Here is a 15,120-nt window from a genome sequence, read left to right as displayed (position 1 = left end):
CGGCCGGGGGGACCAGTCACGGTCCCCCCGCCGGCCCCAGGACCCCCGTATCAGACCCCAAGCCTTACAACCCTGAGAGGGATTGACGCATAGTGCTCGACGTCAACTTCTTCGACGAGCTCCGGATCGGTCTGGCCACCGCTGACGACATCCGTCAGTGGAGCCACGGCGAGGTCAAGAAGCCGGAGACCATCAACTACCGCACGCTCAAGCCCGAGAAGGACGGACTCTTCTGCGAGAAGATCTTCGGTCCGACCCGGGACTGGGAGTGCTACTGCGGCAAGTACAAGCGTGTCCGCTTCAAGGGCATCATCTGTGAGCGGTGTGGCGTCGAGGTCACCCGCGCGAAGGTGCGCCGTGAGCGGATGGGCCACATCGAGCTCGCCGCTCCCGTCACCCACATCTGGTACTTCAAGGGCGTCCCGTCGCGTCTTGGCTACCTGCTCGACCTCGCCCCGAAGGACCTCGAGAAGGTCATCTACTTCGCGGCGTACATGATCACGTACGTCGACGACGAGCGTCGTACGCGTGACCTGCCCTCGCTGGAGGCGCACGTCTCCGTCGAGCGTCAGCAGATCGAGAACCGTCGCGACTCCGACCTGGAGGCCCGCGCCAAGAAGCTCGAGAACGACCTCGGCGAGCTGGAGGCCGAGGGCGCGAAGGCCGATGTGCGCCGCAAGGTGCGCGAGGGCGCCGAGCGTGAGATGAAGCAGCTGCGCGACCGTGCGCAGCGCGAGATCGACCGTCTGGACGAGGTCTGGTCGCGCTTCAAGAACCTCAAGGTCCAGGACCTGGAGGGCGACGAGCTCCTCTACCGCGAACTGCGTGACCGCTTCGGCATGTACTTCGACGGTTCGATGGGTGCGGCCGCTCTGCAGAAGCGCCTCGAGTCGTTCGATCTCGAGGAGGAGGCCGAGAGGCTCCGCGAGATCATCCGCACCGGCAAGGGCCAGAAGAAGACCCGTGCGCTCAAGCGCCTCAAGGTCGTCTCCGCGTTCCTGCAGACCGCGAACAGCCCCAAGGGCATGGTTCTCGACTGCGTGCCGGTCATCCCGCCGGACCTGCGTCCGATGGTGCAGCTGGACGGTGGCCGCTTCGCGACCTCCGACCTGAACGACCTGTACCGCCGCGTGATCAACCGCAACAACCGTCTGAAGCGACTTCTCGACCTCGGCGCGCCCGAGATCATCGTGAACAACGAGAAGCGCATGCTTCAGGAGGCCGTGGACGCCCTCTTCGACAACGGTCGTCGTGGTCGTCCGGTGACCGGTCCCGGTAACCGTCCCCTGAAGTCCCTCAGCGACATGCTGAAGGGCAAGCAGGGCCGATTCCGCCAGAACCTGCTCGGCAAGCGTGTGGACTACTCCGCGCGTTCCGTCATCGTCGTCGGTCCGCAGCTGAAGCTGCACCAGTGCGGTCTGCCCAAGGCCATGGCGCTGGAGCTCTTCAAGCCGTTCGTGATGAAGCGCCTGGTCGACCTGAACCACGCGCAGAACATCAAGAGCGCCAAGCGGATGGTCGAGCGCGGCCGCACGGTCGTGTACGACGTCCTCGAAGAGGTCATCGCCGAGCACCCGGTCCTGCTGAACCGTGCGCCCACGCTGCACCGCCTCGGCATCCAGGCCTTCGAGCCCCAGCTGGTCGAGGGCAAGGCCATCCAGATCCACCCGCTCGTCTGCACCGCGTTCAACGCGGACTTCGACGGTGACCAGATGGCCGTGCACCTTCCGCTCTCCGCGGAGGCGCAGGCCGAGGCCCGCATCCTGATGCTGTCCTCGAACAACATCCTGAAGCCCGCCGACGGCCGTCCGGTCACGATGCCGACCCAGGACATGGTCCTCGGTCTGTTCTTCCTGACCACCGACGGTGAGCTCCGTGACACCAAGGGCGAGGGCCGCGCGTTCGGCTCCACGGCCGAGGCGATCATGGCGTTCGACGCCGGCGAGCTCGCGCTGCAGTCGCAGATCGACATCCGCTTCCCCGTGGGCACCGTCGCTCCGCGTGGCTGGGTCCCCCCGGTCACGGAGGAGGGCGAGCCGGAGTGGCAGCAGGGTGACTCGTTCCGTCTGCGCACCTCGCTGGGCCGCGCGCTCTTCAACGAGCTGCTGCCCGAGGACTACCCGTTCGTCGACTACTCCGTCGGCAAGAAGCAGCTCTCCGAGATCGTCAACGACCTCGCCGAGCGCTACCCCAAGGTCATCGTGGCGGCGACGCTCGACAACCTGAAGGCGGCGGGCTTCTACTGGGCGACCCGGTCCGGTGTCACCGTGGCCATCTCCGACGTCGTCGTGCCCGAGGCCAAGAAGGCCATCGTCAAGGGCTACGAGGAGCAGGACGAGAAGGTCCAGAAGCAGTACGAGCGCGGTCTGATCACCAAGGAAGAGCGCACTCAGGAGCTCATCGCGATCTGGACCAAGGCGACCAACGAGGTCGCCGAGGCGATGAACGCGAACTTCCCGAAGACGAACCCCATCTTCATGATGGTCGACTCGGGTGCCCGAGGAAACATGATGCAGATGCGTCAGATCGCGGGTATGCGTGGTCTGGTGTCGAACGCCAAGAACGAGACGATCCCGCGTCCCATCAAGGCGTCCTTCCGTGAGGGCCTCACCGTCCTGGAGTACTTCATCTCCACGCACGGTGCCCGTAAGGGTCTGGCGGACACCGCCCTGCGTACCGCCGACTCGGGTTACCTGACCCGTCGTCTGGTGGACGTCTCGCAGGACGTGATCATCCGCGAGGAGGACTGCGGCACCGAGCGCGGTCTGAAGCTGCGGATCGCCGAGCGCGGCGCCGACGGTGTCCTGCGCAAGACGGACGACGTCGAGACCTCCGTGTACGCCCGGATGCTCGCCGAGGACGTCGTCATCGACGGCAAGGTCATCGCGCCGGCCAACGTCGACCTGGGTGACGTGCTCATCGACGCCCTCCTCAACGCGGGCGTCGAGGAGGTCAAGACCCGTTCGGTCCTGACCTGTGAGTCCGCCGTCGGTACCTGTGCGTTCTGCTACGGCCGTTCGCTCGCCACCGGCAAGCTCGTCGACATCGGTGAGGCGGTCGGCATCATCGCCGCCCAGTCCATCGGTGAGCCCGGTACCCAGCTGACGATGCGTACCTTCCACACCGGTGGTGTGGCCGGTGACGACATCACCCAGGGTCTGCCCCGTGTCGTCGAGCTCTTCGAGGCTCGTCAGCCCAAGGGTGTCGCCCCGATCTCGGAGGCGGCCGGCCGCGTCCGTATCGAGGAGACCGAGAAGACCAAGAAGCTCGTCGTCACCCCGGACGACGGCTCCGACGAGACGGCGTTCCCGATCTCGAAGCGGGCCCGTCTGCTCGTGGGCGAGGGCGACCACGTCGAGGTGGGCCAGAAGCTCACCGTGGGTGCCACCAACCCGCACGACGTGCTGCGGATCCTGGGTCAGCGCGCGGTCCAGATCCACCTGGTCGCCGAGGTCCAGAAGGTCTACAACTCGCAGGGCGTGTCGATCCACGACAAGCACATCGAGATCATCATCCGGCAGATGCTGCGCCGTGTGACGATCATCGAGTCCGGCGACGCGGAGCTGCTGCCGGGCGAGCTCGTCGAGCGCTCGAAGTTCGAGACCGAGAACCGTCGTGTGGTCACCGAGGGCGGTCACCCCGCCTCCGGCCGTCCGCAGCTGATGGGTATCACCAAGGCCTCGCTGGCGACGGAATCCTGGCTGTCGGCCGCCTCCTTCCAGGAGACGACCCGAGTCCTGACGGATGCGGCGATCAACGCCAAGTCCGACAGCCTCATCGGCCTCAAGGAGAACGTCATCATCGGTAAGCTCATCCCGGCCGGTACGGGTCTGTCCCGTTACCGCAACATCCGGGTCGAGCCGACCGAAGAGGCCAAGGCCGCGATGTACTCGGCCGTCGGCTACGACGACATCGACTACTCGCCGTTCGGCTCGGGCTCCGGCCAGGCCGTTCCGCTGGAGGACTACGACTACGGTCCGTACAACCAGTAAGTAGTGCGAGACCGAAGGGCGGTCACCCCATGGGGTGGCCGCCCTTCGGCGTTCGCTCACCAGGGGATCACCAGGGAATCACCAGGGGATCACCTGGCGGTCAGCTCCCACACGGCGACGAGCGCTCCGGCGCTCGCGGCGAGCGCGAGGATGCTGGTCAGCGGCCAGCGGCCGCGTTCCAGTGCGTCGAGACGGGCCTCGTGGTCGGCGAGCTGGCGGTCGGACTGGTCGCTGCGCTGGACGAGCAGCGCGAGCGCGCCGTCGACGCGGGCGAAGCCGGCCTCCAGGGTGCCGCGGAGCCGTTCCAGTTCGAGGGCGACGGCCACGGGGTCGTTCGGGTCAGACTCGGTCATCGGCACCGCCCTGCGCGGGGGTGCTGCGGAGCCAGGACGGCAGCAGCTGCTGCACCGCGTCGAGGGCCATCACCCGGGTGAGACCACCGGCGACGACCAGCGCCCCGGCGACCCAGGGGAGGGTCGCGGGGATGCCGGAGGCGTCGACGACGGCGGGGAGCACGACGGCGATGCCGACGGCGGACTGGAGGACGGTGCGGGCCGTGCGTTTGGCGGCGTCGGACATCGGGACGTTCGCCTTCCTGTGGGAGTTACGGGGACTTCGTGTACGGGACCTTCAGCGCGCTCCAGGAGGCGGCGCCGGGGATGCCGTCCGCGTCGGAGCCGCGGAAGCCGAGCTTGCGCTGCCACTTCGCGTAGCCGAGCCGGTCGGCCTCGCTCCAGCGGGGGCCGGGGCCGACCGCGTACGCGGAGCAGCCCTCGGCGACGAGACGGCGGCCCATGGCCGTGATGACCGGGGAGCTCGTCTCCTTGCGGAAGAACGAGGTGCCAGGGAACGGCTGGAGGCGGGGCGCGGCCGGTTTGCCGCTGCCCGGGGTGTTCCTGGCGGGGGCCTTGGCGAGCCGGGTCTGGACGCGGCCGCGGAGGTCCGGCATGCCGAAGCCCCTGGGGTCGCTCTTCCAGTCGGACCACTCCAGGTGGCCGATGACGGACCTGGCGCCCCAGCCGTGGGCCCGGCACAGGGCGGCGGACACCCGTTCGACGGCGTCGAGCTGGGCGGCCGGCCAGGGGTCGCGGCCGTTGCCGAGGTTGACGCACTCGAAGCCGTAGAAGCGGGAGTTGCCGTCGACGGTTCCGGGGCTGCCCTGGTGGACGCGCGGCGCCGGGGGCCGGTCGCCGTACGTCTCGGTGATCACGGCCTGGAGGACGGACGGGTCGCCGGCGCCGGCGTGGTTGGCGCGGCCGTTGCCGACGAGGTGGACGGTGCCGTCCTTGGCGATGACGCCGTGGCAGAGCGGTCCTGGCAGGCCGTCGTAGCCGTTGAAGCAGAGCTCGACGGAGGAGGCGGTGCCGGTGCTGACGGTGTGGTGGATCATCACGCCGGTGACCGGGCCCCAGGCGCCGGTGTGGTTGCGGTGGTGGGAGCGCCAGCCGGGGTGTTCGACGACGGTGACGCCTTCGGCGCGGAGCGCGGCGACGAGCCGGTCCGCGGGGAGGGGAGTGGCCATCTGATGTCCTCCGGACATGAAAAAGGCCCGCGCGGGGGCGGGCGTACGGGGCGGGCGGGGCGGCGGGGACGGGGGCCGCGGCGGGGTTACGGGTTCGGGGCCGGGCTCGTCGGGTTCGGGGTCGGGCTCGTCGCGCTCGTCGCGCTCGGGGCCGTGGCCGGGCTCGGGCCCGGCTGGTCTTCCGGCTCGGGCTCCGTGGCGGGCTCGTCGCCCGGGTCCCAGGTGGCGCAGAGCGAGGCGTAGGCCGCGCGGCGGGCCTCGAAGTCGGCGAGCGCGGCGGCGACGGCCCGCTGGACGGCGGTCGGGTCGGCCACGGCGGGAACGCCGTCCCTCGCCTCGACGACGGCCAGGCCGAAGCCGCGCAGGGTGGCGTCACCCGCGCCGGTCCTGGCGAACTCCGCGCTCACGTACACCGACGGGTACTGGCCGGTGAAGGGATCCCGCTCCAGGGCGTATCCGAGGCCGTTGTCGTAGACGCGTACGGAGAGGGTGTGGCCGTTCTCGGTGACGGTGGCGCGCCCGGCGTAGTCGATGACCAGGCCCCAGGGCTGGGTGGGGTCGATGTTCACGGTGTGTGCTCCTCGCGGGCTCAGGTCTGGGTGCCGTACATGCTGACGGGCTGGGCGTAGACCGTGCCCGTGCCACTGGTGACCACGGCGTGGATCTCGACGGTCATCACCTTGCCGAACTTGGTCGCCAGGTCGACCGGGAGCAGACCGGTGTGGTCGAAGGTCTGCCCGGCGGTGACGGTCGGGCCGAACTGCTGGCCGTCGACCATGACCTTCACCTGGCCGGCCGCGCCGCTGGACACCCTCGTGTACATCGCGAGCCGCATCTTGGGCTGCCAGACCGGATTGAAGGACTGGGCGATGGCGGTGAAGGTCGTGCTCGTGGTGGACGGCCACTTCGCCTCCTTGAGGTGGTCCACCGGCGGCATCAGCTGGAGCCACGGCCTGGCGAGGCCGCCGGTCGCCATGTCGTCGGCGAACAGCTCGTGGTTGTAGCCGTCGTAGATCCGGATGACCGGCTTGCCGGAGGGCCGGTCGGGACGGATCTCGTTGAAGGGAGGACGGGTGTTGACCGCTGTGGACAACGCCTGGATCCGGCGCTCCATCTGGATCAGCCGGTCGACGATGTCCTCGGGCAGCAGTGCCATCAGGCCCCCTCGAGTGCGAGTTCGGCGGTGTCGGGGCGGCCTCGCTCGGCCGGCCGGACCTTGACGCCGACGATGCGGTAGCGGGCGTCGAGGCCCGTCGGATGCCATTCGTCGGTGATGCGGACACGGGCGGTGCGCCCGAGGAGCGCCGGGGGGACGATCCCGCCGAGCCGGATGCTGATCTCGGGGATCTGCACGTGGCCCGCCTCCCCGTCGACGGCGGCCTGGGCGAGCGAGTTCAGCGTGGCCTTGTCGCTGACGTCGTTGTGGTCCGAGGACAGGTCGAGCTGGGGCCAGAGGTCCGGGAGCGGCGGCCTCGGCCAGGCGAGGTCGGACACGGTCGGCCGGGACTCGGCGCCGGCGTTGCTGTTGGTCGAGGCGCCGCGGGCCAGGGCGACGGTCCCGCCGCGGGTGGCGTCGTCCGGAAGGGAGTACGACAGGATCGCGCCGGGCCGGTCGAAGATCATGTCGGTGGCGCCGGTGCGGATGGGCGAACCGAGCCGGAGCTGGCGGATTCGCTTGCCGTCGGCCGGGTCGCGGTACACCAGGATCTGGTACTCGAAGCCCTTCTCCTGGGCGCCGAGCTGGTCCAGCGCCTCCTGGTAGACGGTCTCGTCGCCGTACCGCCAGGAGGCCGTCCGCAGGACGCCGGACTCCTCCGTCCCGTCACCGACGTCGATCGTGCTGTGGCCGAGGCCGTCCGACAGGCTCTTCCAGAGGCTGCGGGCGATGACGAACTGGTCGGTCGGCTGGGTGAACCGGGTCTCGAACTCGTCCGTGCGGATACGCCGTCGGCTCGCGTACGAGTCGAAGGTGGAGGCCTGGATGCCCAGGGTCACCACGCCCCGGTCACTGGACTGCAGGTTGGTGGTCCAGACGATGCCGCCCCACCACAGGTCTCCGCCGCGCTCCAGATAGACGGTGGTGCGGCCCGGCTTGATCTTGTGGGCCCGTTCGGCGATGGCGCGGTCGGGGACGGGGACGGTGCCGGACAGGGAGCCGGCCCGGCCGATGTAGTCCTCGAACGAGACGTCCCGCAGCGGCAGGATGTCGAGGGTCGTGTCGCTCACGAGGTCGCAGAAGATGGCCCGGTAGGGCGTGTCGAGTGCCATGCAGCAGCCCCCTTACAGGACGTAGGTCGCGGAGACGCGGATGTTCCGGCCGGCCACGAGGGCGCCGTTGGACGACCAGGTGCGCAGGTTGACCTGTCCGCTGGGCGAGATGTAAGCGCCGCCGTCGCCGAAGCCGTCGCAGGCGGAGGCCTCGAAGTCGATGGCCGGCCGCCATCCGGCGGGCAGGGTGCACAGCGGCTCGTCGGCGATGTTGCCGGCGCTGTCGACGTTGACGGTGGCGCCGTTGCGGGTGACGGTGACGAGGACGGTCGCGAGGCCCCGGGTGCGTCGGGCGGAGAACGCCACCACCGTCCAGCCGGTCAGCGGGGTCACGCCACTGGTGGCGGTCTCCACCTCCACCGGCGGCTGGTAGTTGGCCCAGGAGTTGCCGTTCCACCGCTGGAGGGTGCCGTTGTGCTCGCGGAACTGGCCGGTGTAGCCGCCGGTGGAGACCGTGCCGGCGGGGGCTATGCCGCCGATCTCCTTCGGGTAGGACATCCAGCCGTTGCCGTCCCAGCGCTGGAGGCAGTGGGCGTTGTCGTTGTCCTGGTACTGGCCGGGGTAGGAGCCGGGCACACCGGCGTTGTTGTAGACGGGCAGGATGCCGCCCACGCCGACGAGGGTGGTCCGAAGGTCGGTGACGGCCCCGCCCGCCCAGGCGATGCCGCCGGTGCCGGCCGAGGCCGACTTCTCCACCCTGATGGAGAAGAGGGGCAGGGAGAGCGGGGGTGCGTTCGGGACGGTCGGCTGTGCCTTCGGCTCGCCCTTGATGATCTCCAGGGCGGCTTCGCTCCTGGTCAGGTTGTCGAACTCGTCGTCGTACACGCGCAGGACGACGAGGTCGACGCGCGGGTTGATCGGATCGCCGTCGCCGAAGGTGAGGACGGTGTCCGCGTCGAGGGTGACGGGGTAGGCGCCCTGGGCGTTCGGGCCCTGGACGACGGCGCGCCCGGCGTAGACGGTCGCGCTCATGGGGCCGCTGCCGCTCAGCCAGAGGCCGCCGACCCGGTACTTGCCGTCGGCCGTGCCGGGCAGGATGCCGGAGCGCGAGGCCATCGGGTTGACCGGGGTGGTGGCGCCGTGGGCGGTGAGACGGGTGGTGACACGGGTCTGCCCGGTCGGCGGAAGCCAGCCGCTGCGCAATGCCATGGTTCTTCTCCTGTCGTAAGGGGGCCGGACTACGGCAGCGGGTCGACCCTGATGAACGTGTTGTCGAAACCGGCCTTGAGACCGAGGTTGTTGACGATGACCCGGAAGTAGGCCGTGAGCGTGTACGTCGCCCCGGGAGTCAGGCCCGACTGGCGGGTCATGGTGGACACCGAGACCATGTGCTGGCTGGCGGCGAGCACCGCGTAGTCGTCCTCGAGGTCGCTGATGACGTTGGCGCCCTGGGTGAGCCGGAGCGCCATGAACGCGTAGTGGTCGGGGCTCAGCGACTTCATCTTGCAGCCGAAGCCGATGACGACCGCCTTCGACGGCGGGGCGACGAAGGAGAGCGAGAGCGGGTTGTTGGTGCGGCCCGCGAGCGTCGACGTGTACGTGGTCGACGTGGTGTCGCCGTAGTCACGGTTGTCCACGAAGTAAGGGCCCGGCACCGCCGGGACCCAGGCGGAACCGTTCCAGCGCTGGAACCGTCCGTCGGACGAGTCGCGGTACTGGCCGGTGTAGCTGGCCGGTGTGGTGGACGCGGAGGACGGGATGATGCCGCCGAGCGCCGCCGGGTACGAGACCCAGGCGCCGCCGTCCCAGCGCTGGAGCGCGCCGCCCGCGTCCTGGTACTGGCCGGGGTAGGCGCCCGGCAGGGACGCGCCCTCGACCGGGAGGATGCCGCCGAGGGCGACGACCGGGGTGCGCAGGTCCTTGAGCGAGCTGTTCCAGGGGATGCCGCCGTTGCCCGCGCTGGCACCGGCGGGGACGGTCACCTCGTACAGCGGGAGGGAGCGCGGCGGGACCGCCGGGGCCTTCGGGTCCTGCGCGGCCGCGCCCTGGATGATCTCGATGGTGGCCTCGCTGCGCTGCCCGCCGTCGTAGAGCCTGTCGTAGATCTTCAGGACGAGCAGGTCGATGCGGCTGTACTGGGCGTTGCCCGGCGCGAAGGTCACGACCTCGGAGGCCGTCAGCGTCACCGGGAAGACCCCTTCGGAGATCTCGCCCTGGATGACGGCCCGGCCCTCGGAGACGGTCGCCGACATGGCGGCGGAGCCGAAGGTCCAGAAGCCGGAGAGCCGGTACTGGCCGCCGTAGGAGCCGGGCAGGACGCCGGAGCGGACCTGGACGGGGTTGGTCATGGTGGTGACACCGGTCTGGGTGAGCCGGGTGTCCTCGCGGGTCTGGCCGGTCTCGGCGACCCAGCTGCTGCGCAGGTTCATGGGGTTTCTCCGTTCGAGGGGTCGAGGGACGGTTCGGCGGTCGGGGGCGTCAGGACCTGACCCACTCGGCGGTGAGGTTGCAGGCGTAGCCCGAGCCGCCGAGGGTCTTGATCGCCGCGCTGTGGTTGTGGAAGCCGGCCAGCTGGAGGGTCTCGCCGGCCACGAGCCTGAGCACGCCGCCGCCGCCCACGGAGACGGCGCCGTTGCCGGCGGGGGTGAGCCAGGTCAGCCGGGACTGTCCGGCGCCGGAGACCATGACGCGGGCGCCGCGCATGCCGGTCTGGGCGTCGTTGGCCCAGGTGGCGTGCGCGGAGACCCGCCACCAGCCGGTGCGCGGCACGATGTACGTCGTGTTCGAGGTCCAGGCGGCGGCGTCGTCGACCTCGACGGTGGGCAGGCTGAGTACGGTCCAGGTGTTGGGGGCGATGCTCTGGGCCTGGGTGGTCAGCCACTGCGTGGCGCTGAGCAGCAGGGTCGAGGCGCCCTGGACGTACTGCCAGGCGGACCCGTTCCAGCGCTGCAGTCCGCCTCCGTTGTCCCGGTACTGGCCGGTGTAGCCGCCGGCGGCCGTGGTGCTGGGGGCGATGCCGCCGAGGGCCTTGGGGTACGAGACCCAGGTCGTGCCGTCCCAGCGCTGGAGGAGGCCCGCCGTGTCCCGGTACTGGCCGACGTAGGCGCCCTTGAAGCCGCTGGCCGGCATGATGCCGCCGAGCGCGACGACCGGCCAGTGCGTGGTGGTGACGGCGGTGGCCCAGGCGATGCCGCCGGTGCCGGCCGAGGTGCCCTTCGGTACCCGGACCGTGTAGAGCGGGATCGTGCTGCCCGGCCCGGTCGGCGGGACGGCGGGCGTGACCTGGGGGGTGCCCTTGACCACCCGTACGACCGCCTCGGTGGTGCCCGTACGGTCGTAGACGTCGTCCAACACGGCCAGTTCGATCAGGTCGACGCGGTCGTACTGCGGGTCGCCGTCCGCGAGCGTGAAGCTCTCCGGCGCGGTGGCCGCGACGAGGTAGGCGCCCTGGGCGGTGTCGTTGCCCTGGACGATCGCGCGGCCTGTGCCGATGGTGACCTGCATGGGCGCGCTGCCGGTCAGGACGAAACCACCCGGCACGATGCCCGCGCGCGAGCGGAGCGGGGTCTCCTCGGCACTCTGGCCGCTGGGCGTCAGCAGGGCGGCGAGGGTCAGGCGGGTGTCGTCACGGGTCTGGCCGGTGGACTGGAGCCAAGCGGCGCGTACGGTCATGGGGTCGCCTCTCCGGGAGGGGTCGGATCGGGGTGGTCGGCGGGGAGGAGCCGCCGACCACCGGCGCCCGAGGGCGCCGCGCGGCCGGCGGGGGACGGTCGGCGCGTCCCGGTCACCACTCGGCGCTGCGCCAGCGCACGGTCATCAGCGCGTCCTCGGTGCCCTCTTCGGGGCGGAAGGACAGGTCGGTGCGACCGGGGTCGAGCACGAACAGCTCTTCCGGGGTGGAGTCGGCCATCGCGGTGTGCAGGCGGGAGGCGGAGTTGTTGAGCATGACCGTGCCCGCGCGCGTGTCGACGGTGAGTTCGTCACCGGCGGTCAGGTCGATCGCGTACCGCAGCCGGCGCCGGCTGACCCGCTCGGTGACGGTCGGCATGGAGCACGGGCCGCGGAAGACGATGACCGGGTGGACCGGGGCCGAACCGGTGTTCTCGACGACGGCGTCACCGGTGCTCTTGGCCTGGCCCCAGGTGAGCGGCCAGGTCAGCGGCCAGGTGAGGCCGGACTCCGGCTGCGGGGGAGTGGTCGTGGCGACCTGCTCGTTGACGGCGTACCGGCGCGGGTCGGTGGCCAGCCACTGGACCGACATGCGGGAGCTGCCCTGGGTGGCGAAGCCCTGGTCGGCCGGGACCACGCGCTGGGCGATGCGGGCGCGGACGGTGAGGAGCTCGCCGTGCAGCCGGACGGTGAGCCACCGCTCCTCGTCGAGGAGGGCGAGCGACTGCCGCAGGGCGCGGACGGCACCCGCGGTGCCGCCGTACTCCGGCATCAGCACGATCGTGCCGCCGACCTTGCGCGGCTTGGCGTACCGGGCGCCCGGCCAGGCGCCGTGGGAGGTGGGCCGGTCGGCGTCGGAGGAGTCGTACTCGGGCAGGTCCTCCCAGCCCGACAGGCCGGACTTGTCGACGGCGAAGGGGGTGCCGGGGCCTATGAGGAGCCCGGCCCACTGCATCTGCCCGTCCTGGGTGATGAGCGAGCCGGGCGCGAGGTCGGCGAGGTAGGAGTTTCCGGCGTACGGGGTCGTGGTCTCGGCCATGGGGCCGTCACCTCACTTGGGATGGGGTCGGCGGTCGGCGGTCAGGCTGTGGGCGGTCGGCGGTGCGCGGATCGGCCCCGGGCGGTTGACGGTGTGCGGCCGGCGGTGCGCGGATCGGTTCCGGGCGGTCGGCGGTGTGCGGCCGACGGTGCGCGGTCGGTTCCGAGCGGTCGGCCGTCGGCCGGGGGCGGGGGTCGCCGGGGGCGCCGGTCAGCGGTGGGCGGTCGCGAGGAAGAGCAGGTCCTCGGCCGTCGACCGGGGACCGGCGCCGGGCTCCTCGTGGAAGTCCCGGATGCGGTGCGGCCGTGGCAGCGGCTCGGTGAGGGCCGGGACGCGGCGGTTCTCCAGCTGCGAGAGCGAGTCGATGCGGTAGTCGTCCGCGGTGCCGGGGGAGACGATGCCGCCCTCGGCGAGCAGGGGGAGCTTGTCCAGTTCGACGCCGAACTTCTTGCCGGTGAGCGGGATCTCGAAGCTGAGCTTGTTGAGCCCGTCGATGATCCAGTTGGCGAAGGCGATGAGACCGTTGACCGGTCCCTTGACCACGCCGAGCACGGCGCTCAGCGCGCCCTTGATCAGGTCGCCGATGCCGCGCAGCGACCTGCTCACCGCGTCCTTGGCGGTCCGGAAGAAGCCGGGGATCTTGTCGGTGATCCAGCGCAGGACCGGCTGGACGGCGCTCTTGATGCCACCGATGGTGCGGGAGGCGATGCCGCGCAGCGCGTTGCTGGCGGAGCGGACCGCGGAGCCGATCTTCGAGATCCCGCCGATGGCCGATCCGACGATCCTGAGCGCGGTCCTGAAGACGGTCAGGTACGCCTTGACGTACGTGCCCACGGCCTCGCCGAGGAGCTTCATGAACGGCTGGATGAACTTCCAGACCGACTGGAAGCCCTTGAGGGCCTGCTGGAGGACCTGCCGGATGATCCGCTGCCCGGTCTCGGAGTTGACGGCCAGTTCGATCAGGTACGCGGCGATGGGCACGATCAGGCCGACGAGGAAGCCGAGCGGGTTGGCCCGCATGGCGACGTTGACGCCTGTCATGGCGACCGAGGCGATGGTCATGACGGTGCCGAAGGTGCCCATCAGTCCGGTGATGACGTCCGTGACGGGCAGCAGCGGCAGGAGCATGCCGACGACGGCTCCGGCGCCGGTCCCGATCCTGCGGACGGCGGTACGGGACTTGCCGGCGGCGGCGCCGATCCGCCTGACGCCCGCGGGGGCGGTGGAGCGGCGGATCCTGGTCATGGCTGTGGCGGCGCCGGAGGCGTTCTGACCGAGGGCGCGGAGGGTGGTTCCGGCGTCACGGGAGGCGGTGGCGAGGGCGCCGACACCGGTCGACGCCCGCTGGACGCCCTCGCGGAGGCTCTTCAGCGAACTGCTCGCTCCGCCCAGCCCCTGCCGCAGGCCGGCCATCGGCGCGAGGGCCACCCGGAAGTTCGGAGAGGCGGCGAGCGCGGTACTCATACGCGTGCTCCACGCGCCTTCACGAGGTACATGAGCGCGGCGGCGGTGGTGTGCGGGTCACTGTTGCGGGCCGCGTGGTAGTGCTCGATGTGCAGCCCGGCTCCGGCTCCGGCACCGGCCGCCTGGGGGCCGCCCGCCGTACGGGCACGGCGGGCGGTGGTGGCGAGCAGCCGGTCCAGCTTGGAGAGCGGCAGGACGGCCTCGGCCTCGCCGGCCTCGGCGAGGATCGCCGGGACACCGCCGGTGCGGGGCATGACGACACCGCCGGTGGCGAGCATGGGGATGGTCGGCAGGTTGACGCCGAAGGTCTTGCCGCCGACGACCGGGACCCAGCCGGGGACGCTCACCTTGACGCGGTTGAGGCTGCCGATCATCGAGTTGATGAGGCCGATGACGGCGTTGATCGGGCCCTTCACCCCGCTCTTGATGCCGTCGAACGCCCGGGACGCGATGTCCTTGAGGCCGTTCCAGACGGACGACATCTTGTCCTTGACGGCGCTGAAGGCCTTCGGGATCGCGCTCTTGATCCAGTTGACCACCGGCGTGATGACGGCCTTGATGCCGTTCCAGACCGAGCTGATCACGGTCCTGATCGCCTTCATGACCGTGGTGATGACCGTCTTCCAGATCTTCACGTAGGTCTTGATGACGGTGGCGACGGCCTTGACCACGGTGGAGATGGCCTTCTTGATGCCGTTCCAGACCGACTTGATCAGGTCGCCGGCCTTCTTCATGATCGGCCCGACGGCCTTCATGACGGAACTGATCACGCTCTTGATCGCGCTGAACGCCTTCTTCAGGACCGTCTGCATCGTCTTCGAGCGAAGCGCCATGTCGACGATCGCCTCGATGAGCGGCATGAAGAGTTCGAGCAGGCGGACCAGGAAGTTGCCCTTCATGGACTTGTTGAGCTTGTCCTGGCCCTTGGCCGCCTTGCCGGCGCCGGACTCGTACTTGGACAGCTTGCCGCCGGCCGACTGGGCGGTGTCGCCGGCCTTCTTCATGGCGCGCTCGGCCTGGTCCGACGCGGTCTTCAGGTTCTTGAGCTGGGTGGTGGAGCCCTGGGCGTTGGTACGGAGCGTCTTGAGCTGCCCCGACGCCGACCTGCCGGCGTCGCCGACCTTCTTGACCGAGGTGCCGGCGGTGGAGGCCTGGGTCTTGAAGCTACCGAGCGAGGTGGACGCGTTCTTCAGGTTTCTGACGAGAGACATGGGTTACCTCCTTTC

13 protein-coding genes are annotated in these 15,120 nt (G+C 70.2%); 1 reads left to right on the top strand and 12 read right to left on the bottom strand.

The features are described 5' to 3' along the window. Positions 1-92 precede the first annotated feature (92 nt). Positions 93-3,992 (top strand): DNA-directed RNA polymerase subunit beta', encoded by a 3,900-nt coding sequence (locus ACFWV2_RS04735; protein ID WP_384401656.1) that lies wholly within the window; start codon positions 93-95, stop codon positions 3,990-3,992. Between the two features lie 89 nt (positions 3,993-4,081). On the opposite strand, the gene ACFWV2_RS04730 is transcribed toward ACFWV2_RS04735, so the two are convergent. The 12 genes from ACFWV2_RS04730 to ACFWV2_RS04675 form a co-directional block, all read right to left on the bottom strand. Continuing rightward, the gene (locus ACFWV2_RS04730; RefSeq protein WP_360785300.1) at positions 4,082-4,345 is read right to left on the bottom strand and encodes a hypothetical protein; all 264 of its coding nucleotides are present in this window, start codon (positions 4,343-4,345) and stop codon (positions 4,082-4,084) included. Then, the gene (locus tag ACFWV2_RS04725) at positions 4,332-4,571 is read right to left on the bottom strand and encodes a hypothetical protein (protein WP_384401653.1); all 240 of its coding nucleotides are present in this window, start codon (positions 4,569-4,571) and stop codon (positions 4,332-4,334) included. Before ACFWV2_RS04725 ends, ACFWV2_RS04730 begins: the two co-directional genes overlap by 14 nt. Before the next feature lie 25 nt (positions 4,572-4,596). Further along, entirely contained in the window at positions 4,597-5,514 is a 918-nt protein-coding gene (locus ACFWV2_RS04720) for a peptidoglycan-binding protein (protein WP_384401650.1), read from the bottom strand. An 86-nt stretch (positions 5,515-5,600) separates the two neighbouring features. Continuing rightward, a complete protein-coding gene (locus tag ACFWV2_RS04715) occupies positions 5,601-6,083 on the bottom strand; it encodes an ATP-binding protein (RefSeq protein ID WP_384401647.1) in 483 nt (160 codons plus the stop codon). A 20-nt stretch (positions 6,084-6,103) separates the two neighbouring features. Further along, positions 6,104-6,670, bottom strand: coding sequence for a hypothetical protein (locus ACFWV2_RS04710; RefSeq protein ID WP_384401644.1), 567 nt, complete (start codon positions 6,668-6,670; stop codon positions 6,104-6,106). Then, positions 6,670-7,782, bottom strand: coding sequence for a hypothetical protein (locus tag ACFWV2_RS04705; protein WP_384401642.1), 1,113 nt, complete (start codon positions 7,780-7,782; stop codon positions 6,670-6,672). Before ACFWV2_RS04705 ends, ACFWV2_RS04710 begins: the two co-directional genes overlap by 1 nt. Positions 7,783-7,794: 12 nt before the next feature. After that, entirely contained in the window at positions 7,795-8,931 is a 1,137-nt protein-coding gene (locus ACFWV2_RS04700) for a hypothetical protein (protein WP_384401639.1), read from the bottom strand. Positions 8,932-8,960: 29 nt separating this feature from the next. After that, entirely contained in the window at positions 8,961-10,151 is a 1,191-nt protein-coding gene (locus ACFWV2_RS04695) for a hypothetical protein (protein WP_384401636.1), read from the bottom strand. A 49-nt stretch (positions 10,152-10,200) separates the two neighbouring features. Continuing rightward, positions 10,201-11,394, bottom strand: coding sequence for a hypothetical protein (locus ACFWV2_RS04690; protein WP_384401633.1), 1,194 nt, complete (start codon positions 11,392-11,394; stop codon positions 10,201-10,203). A 112-nt stretch (positions 11,395-11,506) separates the two neighbouring features. Then, complete coding sequence (locus ACFWV2_RS04685; RefSeq protein ID WP_384401630.1) at positions 11,507-12,430, bottom strand: phage distal tail protein; 924 nt, start codon at positions 12,428-12,430, stop codon at positions 11,507-11,509. A 210-nt stretch (positions 12,431-12,640) separates the two neighbouring features. Continuing rightward, complete coding sequence (locus ACFWV2_RS04680; RefSeq protein ID WP_384401626.1) at positions 12,641-13,894, bottom strand: tape-measure protein; 1,254 nt, start codon at positions 13,892-13,894, stop codon at positions 12,641-12,643. Continuing rightward, entirely contained in the window at positions 13,891-15,105 is a 1,215-nt protein-coding gene (locus ACFWV2_RS04675) for a phage tail protein (RefSeq protein ID WP_384401623.1), read from the bottom strand. Before ACFWV2_RS04675 ends, ACFWV2_RS04680 begins: the two co-directional genes overlap by 4 nt. Between the last annotated feature and the right edge of the window lie 15 nt (positions 15,106-15,120).

This window comes from Streptomyces sp. NPDC058671 (assembly GCF_042716475.1).
Classification (GTDB): domain Bacteria; phylum Actinomycetota; class Actinomycetes; order Streptomycetales; family Streptomycetaceae; genus Streptomyces.
The sequence above is the reverse complement of the archived record's forward strand: the minus strand, read 5'-3'. Positions and strand labels throughout refer to the sequence as shown.

Excerpts from the sequence above, each read along its gene's own strand:
- ACFWV2_RS04720 (WP_384401650.1), bottom strand. The coding sequence starts at position 5,514 with ATGGCCACTCCCCTCCCCGCGGACCGGCTCGTCGCCGCGCTCCGCGCC.
- ACFWV2_RS04730 (WP_360785300.1), bottom strand. The coding sequence starts at position 4,345 with ATGACCGAGTCTGACCCGAACGACCCCGTGGCCGTCGCCCTCGAACTG.
- ACFWV2_RS04700 (WP_384401639.1), bottom strand. The coding sequence starts at position 8,931 with ATGGCATTGCGCAGCGGCTGGCTTCCGCCGACCGGGCAGACCCGTGTC.
- ACFWV2_RS04705 (WP_384401642.1), bottom strand. The coding sequence starts at position 7,782 with ATGGCACTCGACACGCCCTACCGGGCCATCTTCTGCGACCTCGTGAGC.
- ACFWV2_RS04680 (WP_384401626.1), bottom strand. The coding sequence starts at position 13,894 with ATGAGTACCGCGCTCGCCGCCTCTCCGAACTTCCGGGTGGCCCTCGCG.
- ACFWV2_RS04690 (WP_384401633.1), bottom strand. The coding sequence starts at position 11,394 with ATGACCGTACGCGCCGCTTGGCTCCAGTCCACCGGCCAGACCCGTGAC.
- ACFWV2_RS04685 (WP_384401630.1), bottom strand. The coding sequence starts at position 12,430 with ATGGCCGAGACCACGACCCCGTACGCCGGAAACTCCTACCTCGCCGAC.
- ACFWV2_RS04725 (WP_384401653.1), bottom strand. The coding sequence starts at position 4,571 with ATGTCCGACGCCGCCAAACGCACGGCCCGCACCGTCCTCCAGTCCGCC.
- ACFWV2_RS04675 (WP_384401623.1), bottom strand. The coding sequence starts at position 15,105 with ATGTCTCTCGTCAGAAACCTGAAGAACGCGTCCACCTCGCTCGGTAGC.
- ACFWV2_RS04695 (WP_384401636.1), bottom strand. The coding sequence starts at position 10,151 with ATGAACCTGCGCAGCAGCTGGGTCGCCGAGACCGGCCAGACCCGCGAG.
- ACFWV2_RS04710 (WP_384401644.1), bottom strand. The coding sequence starts at position 6,670 with ATGGCACTGCTGCCCGAGGACATCGTCGACCGGCTGATCCAGATGGAG.